Origin of the sequence: Leisingera sp. ANG-M7, assembly GCF_000813965.1 — a bacterium.
Lineage (GTDB): Bacteria > Pseudomonadota > Alphaproteobacteria > Rhodobacterales > Rhodobacteraceae > Leisingera.
This window is the reverse complement of sequence record NZ_JWLI01000028.1, coordinates 53,513-60,666: the sequence shown is the minus strand read 5'-3', so window position 1 is coordinate 60,666 and position 7,154 is coordinate 53,513. Positions and strand designations below refer to the sequence as shown.

General features: G+C 64.2%; 5 protein-coding genes. 2 read left to right on the top strand and 3 right to left on the bottom strand.

All coding sequences use genetic code 11. The features are described from left to right. Positions 1 to 905: DUF4384 domain-containing protein (locus tag RA26_RS21155; RefSeq protein ID WP_039187298.1), on the top strand; the 905-nt coding region annotated here is incomplete at its 5' end. 395 nt (positions 906 to 1,300) lie between these two features. On the opposite strand, the gene RA26_RS21150 is transcribed toward RA26_RS21155, so the two are convergent. Continuing rightward, complete coding sequence (locus RA26_RS21150; RefSeq protein WP_342586120.1) at positions 1,301 to 2,803, bottom strand: caspase family protein; 1,503 nt, start codon at positions 2,801 to 2,803, stop codon at positions 1,301 to 1,303. 188 nt (positions 2,804 to 2,991) lie between these two features. Here RA26_RS21150 and RA26_RS21145 point away from each other — a divergent pair, with 188 nt between their 5' ends. Continuing rightward, a complete protein-coding gene (locus RA26_RS21145) occupies positions 2,992 to 4,032 on the top strand; it encodes an OmpA family protein (RefSeq protein WP_039187311.1) in 1,041 nt (346 codons plus the stop codon). A 238-nt stretch (positions 4,033 to 4,270) separates the two neighbouring features. Here RA26_RS21145 and RA26_RS21140 read toward each other — a convergent pair whose 3' ends face one another. Together RA26_RS21140 and RA26_RS21135 are read right to left on the bottom strand one after the other, a co-directional pair. Beyond that, positions 4,271 to 5,398, bottom strand: coding sequence for a ParB/RepB/Spo0J family partition protein (locus RA26_RS21140; RefSeq protein ID WP_039187293.1), 1,128 nt, complete (start codon positions 5,396 to 5,398; stop codon positions 4,271 to 4,273). Then, positions 5,395 to 6,699, bottom strand: a complete 1,305-nt coding sequence (locus tag RA26_RS21135) for an AAA family ATPase (protein ID WP_039187290.1) — start codon at positions 6,697 to 6,699, stop codon at positions 5,395 to 5,397. The genes RA26_RS21140 and RA26_RS21135 overlap by 4 nt, the downstream gene beginning before the upstream one ends. Positions 6,700 to 7,154 lie beyond the last annotated feature (455 nt).

Sequence of the window (7,154 nt, the reverse complement as noted above, 5' to 3'; positions counted from 1 at the left end):
GCCCCCAGGCACAGCCCGAAGCCGACACCCTGCCCGGCACCGCGCCTGACCCTCAGCACACCCCCGCCTCCACTCCCGACGCCCCCCGCATCAAGGCCGCACTGGCGTTCCAGGGCGGTTCCGGCGACATCGATCCGGTCTCCCTCGCGGCCTTCCAAAGCTTCATGCAGCCCGGCGATGCCGTGGCCGGGGGCGACCCGCTGCGCGATGGCGTCTCCGGCATCCTCGCCGCCGTGCCCTGTTCCCGCCTGCAGGTCGCCTTTGTCCCCGAAACCGCCACTCTCCAGGTCCGCGGCCACCTGCCCGAGGACGGGCTGCGCAGCCCGGTCCTCGCCGCGCTTCAGGCCCAGATGGGCGGTGACATCACCGTCTCCGACGAGATGCGCCTGCTGCCGCGCCCGCAATGCGGCGCGCTGGCGGGCATCTCAAACGTCGGCCTGCCGCAAAGCACCGACCAGATCACCAACCCGCTCTTGGTCGGCAGCGACGCCCACTCCCGCGTGCTGGACTATTCCGGTGGTGAGCGGCTGTTCTTCGACCTCACCGCACCGGACTACCCGGCCTATGTCTACGTGGATTACTTCGACGCCGGCGGCGCGGTGCTGCACCTCTCTCCAAACGAGCTGGTGCCACTGGCAGAAGCGGCCCCCAAAACCGCCCTGCGCGTCGGCGCCAAGGAGGCCGGAGACCCCGGCCTGCAGATCACCGTCGCGCCGCCCTACGGCCAGGAAATCGCCGTCGCCTTCGCGGCCTCGCATCCGCTCTACGACGGCACCCGCCCGCTCAGCGAACCCGCGGAACCCTACCTGGACTTCCTGCGCGCCCAGGTCACCGCCGCCCGCGCTGAACATGCGGATTTTAAAGGCGAATGGGTCTATTTCCTGATCACCACCCACGCCCCGTAACGGGTGGCTTGCAAAGGCGGAGCTCCCGCGCCCGCAGGCCCGCGGCTGACGCCGCCAGGCCTTGGCTGCCTTGGGCCCGGCGCTGCGCTCACGCGCAACGCTCCGCCCGCCGTTGTCCGGGTCAAGGGCTGCGCCAGCAGCCGCGCGGCACGCGCGGTCCACCCTTGAGGCGGTCAAGGGCGGATGATCATGGAACAGGCGCCTTAAGGGCAAACCTGCCCTTAAGCGCTTCTCAGCAAATGAAAACCCGCCTTTCACCCGCTAGCACGCTGTTCATTGAAACGCCGCCGCGCTGTGCGCAGCACAGCGCCACGCCCAACCGGAAGGGTGCATTTTCAAATGCACTGGAACGGGCGGGAGCCCTCCCCTGCCGCGCTTGAACGAAGCCCGGAAACCTACTTGCAGCCGCCCGCGGCCCAGCTTTTCAGCACTTGTTTCAGCGCGCCGCCAAAGGGGTGCTGCTTGCCCAGAGACCGCTGCATATTGAGGCTCAGGTAGGTGTTGCCTTGCGTGCACAGACGTTCCCGTGTCCACTGATGGCAGCTGCTGCAGGACTGCTCCTTCCAATAGCTCTCCGGCAGGCCCTCGATGGGCGGGAACAGCGGCGCCCGCGCCACCGCCTCAGCCAGCGTCAGCCCGGAAATCTCCGGGACGCCGACATCCAAGGGGCTGGCATAGGTCACCGGCCCGGCTTCGCCGACCGGCTCCGGGGCCTGTTCCGCGACCGGCTCCGGCGCTGCAGCCGGCGCCTCGCCGCCGGCCGCCGGATCCTGTCCGGAACCTGCCGCCAGCGCTGCAACCTCCGCCGCGGCCATTTCCGCAAACTGCCCCTCCGGGTAAGCCATCAGATAGGCCTCATAAGCGGCCTTGCTGCCATCCCCCTGGGCCGCCTGGAACATCGCTGTCTCCGCGTCCTGAACCGGGGCTGGAGCCGGCTCCGCCGCCGCCGCAGGCTGGCCGGCCTGCAGTTCCTCCTGCACCAGTTCCGCCAGCAGCGCCCGCGCTTCACCGGCATATTTGCCATCACCATAACCGCGCAGGTACAGCATGATCTGCATCGCATCGCGCGACGCCTTGATCGAGGCCCAGATCTGCGCTTCTTCAAGTTCCGCCGCGGTCATCGCCGCTTCCGGGGCCGCGGCTGCAAACATGAAATCGCTCACCAGCGAGGACGTGTCCCAGGGCGTCTGCTTGCCGCCGCTCTGCTCCAGAACCGCCCTTCGCACCTGTTTGAAAACCTGTTCGACCGGCGCCCCGGGCACCGTGATTTCACGCGCCAGCGCCTCGGTGAAGGGGCTGTTCTCCCCCTCCCCGTCCAACGCTACATCACCGGGCGCCGTGGCATAGGCCAGGAAAGTGCCGGTTGGCGCCTTCATCTCCGCCAAGCCGCTTTCATTCAGGTCGGCCACTGTTTCAAACGGATTGTTGCGGCAGGCGTCCAGGATCACGATGTTGGTGCGGTTGCGGGCCGACGCCATCTGCCGCAGAACCGACTGCGCCTCGATCGCCATCAGATCCAGATCAGCGGCATCCGACAGCGCCACGTCCACCGGCAAGAGGTAGTTGCTGCCAAAGCTCTGCACCCCGTGGCCGGCATAGTAGAAAAGCCCCGTGGCATCCTCCCCGGCGTTGCGCAGCTTGCGGCCGAACTGGGCAATCGCCCGTTTCATCTCGATCTGCTTGGCGTCTGCCGCCAGGGTCACGTCAAAGCCCAGCCCCTCCAGCGCCCCGGCGATCAGCCGGGCATCGCGCACCGGATTGTCCAGCGCCGAAACCGCCCCGTAGCTAGAGTTGCCGATCACAAGCGCCAGCCGCTCCTCTGCCGAAGCCCAGCTTCCCCAGAGGGACGCCGCAGCCGCCAGCAGGACCATCCGGACCCGGATCATCAAAACATGCACGTGTCTGCTCCACTTCTCGCCTCAGCACCTGCACTGCCGGGCATCTGCATCATTCTTAAAGGTATTTGGTTACCAAACTATCGCGTCCCTTGCACCCGGCAGCAAGACTGCTGTTAGTCTGGGCGCATCGCTTCCTGCCCGGCCCTGATGCCGGGATGTCCCTTTTCAGCAACCCGGATGACTGCCGCATGTTTCGCATAACACTCTCAATAATAACACTTTTCTTTCTTTCTCTCCGCCCTGCCCTAGCCGCCGGCCCGTTTGAAGGCGGCTGGCAGCTGACACCCGAATCTTCTGCAATCCGATTCATATCGATCAAAAAGGGCAGCATTGCGGAATCCAGCCGCTTTGCCGCATTCTCCGGCAATATCTCCGAGGCGGGTGAGGCCAAGATCCACATCGCGCTCGACTCCGTGGACACCTCCATCGACCTGCGCAACGTGCGGATGCGGTTCCTGTTCTTTGAAACCTTCACCTACCCCGAAGCGGTGGTCGCGGCGCGGATCAGCCCGGATCAGATCACCGATCTGGCTGCCGTGCAGCGCAAGCAGATCGACCTGCCTGTCACCCTGTCCCTGCATGGGGTCACCGCAGACCTGACGGTCCCTGTCGCGGTAACACTGCTGGACAACACCCGCGTCGCCGTGGCCACCGTGCAGCCGATCATCCTCAAGCTGGAGGATTTCAACCTGAACCCCGGCCGCGAAAAGCTGGAGGAAGCCGCCGGCGTCACCATTACCCCCGTCGGCCTTGTCAGCATGGACCTGATGTTTGAGCGCGGCGGCACGGGCGGCGCATCTGTCCCCGCGGGGACAGTCACCGCCGACGCCTCCGCAGCGCTGGAGGCCAGCGGCGATTTCAGCCGCGAGGCCTGCACCGGCCGGTTCGAGATCCTGTCGCAGGGCCGCAGCGTGAACTTCGCCCCTTCCACCGCCCGGCTAGATACCAACTCCCGCGACTTCCTCAACAGCCTGTCGGACATCATCCGCCGCTGCCCCGGCATGGTGGTTGAAGTCGGCGGCCACACCGACAGCCAGGGCAAGGCTGCCTGGAACATGACGCTGAGCGAGAAGCGCGCCGCGGCAGTGAACCAGTATCTGCAGCAGAAAGGCATCCCTGCCGAGCGGCTGGTCGCGGTCGGCTATGGCGAGACCACACCCCTGGTGTCCAACGACACCGCGCAGAACCGGGCCAAGAACCGGCGGATCGAGTTCAAAGTCTTGAACTGATCAGCTCCTGAACCTGTTGTCCCCGCGGGGACAGCAAGAAAAATGATCGGGGATCCGGGTGCAAATCCGGGTCCTTTTCTTTCGGCTCCGCAGCACCGGCGCCCCCTGCCTTCCGCTTTGTCCCCGCGGGGACAACCGTAAAAACAGGCACAAACACCTGCGTTAGAGACAGAAAAGGCCCGGCAATACAGCCGGGCCTCTGCAGACTTCAAACTCTGTCCCCGCGGGGACAGATGCCTCAGGCATCGTCCTCCAAGGCGGCAAAGAAGGCGGCAATGGCCCCTTCCAGCTTGTGCCGGTCGATCTCCGAGAAGTCGCGCTCCATCGCCATTTCGATCTTGCCGTCGCGGGCTTGGCAGCGGACTGTCCCCGCGGGGACAGTGCAGCGCAGGGTGGTCTTCGCAACGCCGGGGCGCGGTGCAGCAGCGGCCCGCGGCGCGGATTTGCGCTTGCCCTCGAGAAAGCCGCGCAGCACGGTCAGCTCCGCCTCTTCTGTTTCGGCGCGCGCCTGCGTCAGCGCCTCCCGCAGCTCCGGGACGCTGGCGGCGTCAGCCTCCAGACGTTTCCGCAGCTCAAGCCCCAGCGCGCGCGGGATCGCCTCCGGGAACTTCAGCAGATCACCCACCGCGCCCAGCAGCTGGGCGAAATGGCGGATATAGATCTTCTTCTGACGGCCCGCAGAGGCGTAAAGATCGCTGACCGCATCCTCCAGCGACTTCGCCCCGGTGCCCTCGTCCTGCGTATAGCTCAGCGCCAGCTGGGCCATTTCGGCGAATGAAATGTCGCGGCGCACCAGGTTTTCGTCCACCATCCGGCGGTAAAGGCTCTGCAGCGAGTCGCCCTTGGCCACCAGTCCCGCGGGGATATGCTCATAGACCTCATCCCCGGTTTCCCGCAGCAGCTCCACATAGGCGCGCAGGCGGCGGTAGCCCTGGATCAGCTCATAGGTGCCGTCGTCGTTTTCCTCGACCCGGATCGGGTTCGACAGGCCGATAGATTTGATCGAAGCCTTCAGTTCATCCAGGTCCGGATCACGCCCCTCGCGCCGGTCGCGGATCAGCTTGGCGGCGCCAATCCGGCCAATCGGGATCCGGTCGACCACCAGGCCCAGCTTCTTCAGGCGCACGAACTCATGCGCCAGCCGGTCGTTTTCATCGCGGATTTTCTGCTCTGCCTCCGCCCGGCTGCGCAACGCATCAGCGTTCTCGGAGATTGCGGTGGCCATCGGCCCGCGGCGCGATTCGGACGGCTTGCGCATCCGCTGGTCCGGCTTCTGGACAGCAGTCTCTGCGGGGCGCGCTTTTACTTCAGAGAGGTCGTTTGGTTCAGTCGGGAAGTCGATGTCGAAGACTCTGCGTTTGCTCATGCCTCATCCTCCAGTTTTTCCCAGGCTTCCAGCGCGTAGGCCTTGAACTCGTCATAGGCCTGATCAAACGACGCCCGCGCACGGCGCCAGGTTTCGCGTGTCATATCCCGGTAATCGATTTCGTAGATGGAACTCAGGAAGCGGCCCGATTGTTCGACTGCGCGGGTCATCTCGATCGGGTGCTCAGTCATTCTACCCTCAAAAACCTTCATAAATGCCGAACGCATCGCACGGTGCAAATCGTTACCGCTTTCGTAACGGGTTAGAAGGAAGCGGACGTCCTGGAAAACCTTGGGCAAGGCAAATGTCCCCGCGGGGACAACGCCGTTAAAGGCGGACAAATCCTCCAGCGCCTCTGACAGCTGGCCGATGAAGGAGGTGGTGGAGTCATATTCCCAGTAACCGGGGCCGGAGGGGATATAGAGCATGTCGGCGGCAAACACCGCGTTCATCGACTGGTAGCCGATGGCGGGCGGGCAGTCGAAGATCATCAGGTCGTAGTCTTCGGACGGCAGCTGGTCGAGGTAGCGGGAGACAGCGGCGAAGAAGGACCATTCCGGGTTCAGGTGCCGGTACTGGGCGGAGGCGAATTCCACAAAGGCCGCATTGGCGCAGGAGGGGATGATATCGATGGTCGGCCAGCTGGTGGGCTTGACGAAATCGCTGACCCGCAGGTCCTGCAGACCCATGCCGGTGATCGCCTCGGGCAGCTGGCGCTGGGGCAGGGCGGTGCCGGACTCGGCGCCCCGCGAGGCGGCGTTCATCCGCTCGGTCTCGCGCACCAGGTCGCGGGCCATGATGCCCCAGACGGTATAGTCCTCGGTCACGTCGCTGAGGCCCATGGAGTGGGAGAGCGTCGCCTGGGGGTCGAAGTCGACACACAGCACCCGGTAGCCGTCCAGCGCGGCGGCATGGGCGAAATGCAGGGCAACGGTGGATTTGCCGGCGCCGCCCTTGAAGTTGGAGATCGCCACCCGCAGCGCCCGTTTGCCTGCGGGGCGTTTAGGCAGCAGGGACTGGCGGTTGATCTTGATGCGGCGGCGCAGCTCGTTGATCTCCTCCAGCGAATACCAGCGCTGTCGGCCGTCCTCCTCCACATGGCCCTGGGGCAGGGAGGGGTCGGTGGCCAGGCGTCCCCGCAGGGTCGACTGGTTGACGCGGAAGATCAGCTCCGCCACTTCCCAGGAGGAGAACCGGCGCAGGGTCTTTTCCATTTCGGGGGAGAAGGTCTGCTGGCGGATCCAGCTCTGCATCTTCAGGGATTGGGCCTGCATCTTGGACAGGTCTTCGTGCGTAAACATCGCTGCTCCTTAGCCTCACACGTTTTTCTTTATGGCCGCGCCTGATTGTTCAGGACGCTAATTCAGCCTCAATATCCATTTACGCCGAATTTGCAAAAAACGCAAAAGCTAATATGGTCTGGAAGAGCGTCCTGTCCCCGCGGGGACACATCTGCAGAAGGCCCAGCAATTTATGGGCCGGAGCGATTCGGAGGGCACCCGCCAAACGATTCGTTTCATTGGGTTTTTCTGGTGTTTAGAGACCAGATTTAGGGGGACACCCTGAAGGCGGACACAGCAGATTGGGGGACATTTCGGCGCGAATAGGGGACATCCAAGGTGTCACCCAATACCATGGATACCAATTTTTCTTTCGAAAAAGGGATTGGGTTTGAATTGAATTCCCGCCAGCGCTTGACAGAATCGGAATTCCGGACGCAAATCAGGTACAACAAACAAATAGCGTTGAGTTCAGG

Excerpts from the sequence above, each read along its gene's own strand:
- RA26_RS21135 (WP_039187290.1), bottom strand. The coding sequence starts at position 6,699 with ATGTTTACGCACGAAGACCTGTCCAAGATGCAGGCCCAATCCCTGAAG.
- RA26_RS21145 (WP_039187311.1), top strand. The coding sequence starts at position 2,992 with ATGTTTCGCATAACACTCTCAATAATAACACTTTTCTTTCTTTCTCTC.
- RA26_RS21140 (WP_039187293.1), bottom strand. The coding sequence starts at position 5,398 with ATGAGCAAACGCAGAGTCTTCGACATCGACTTCCCGACTGAACCAAAC.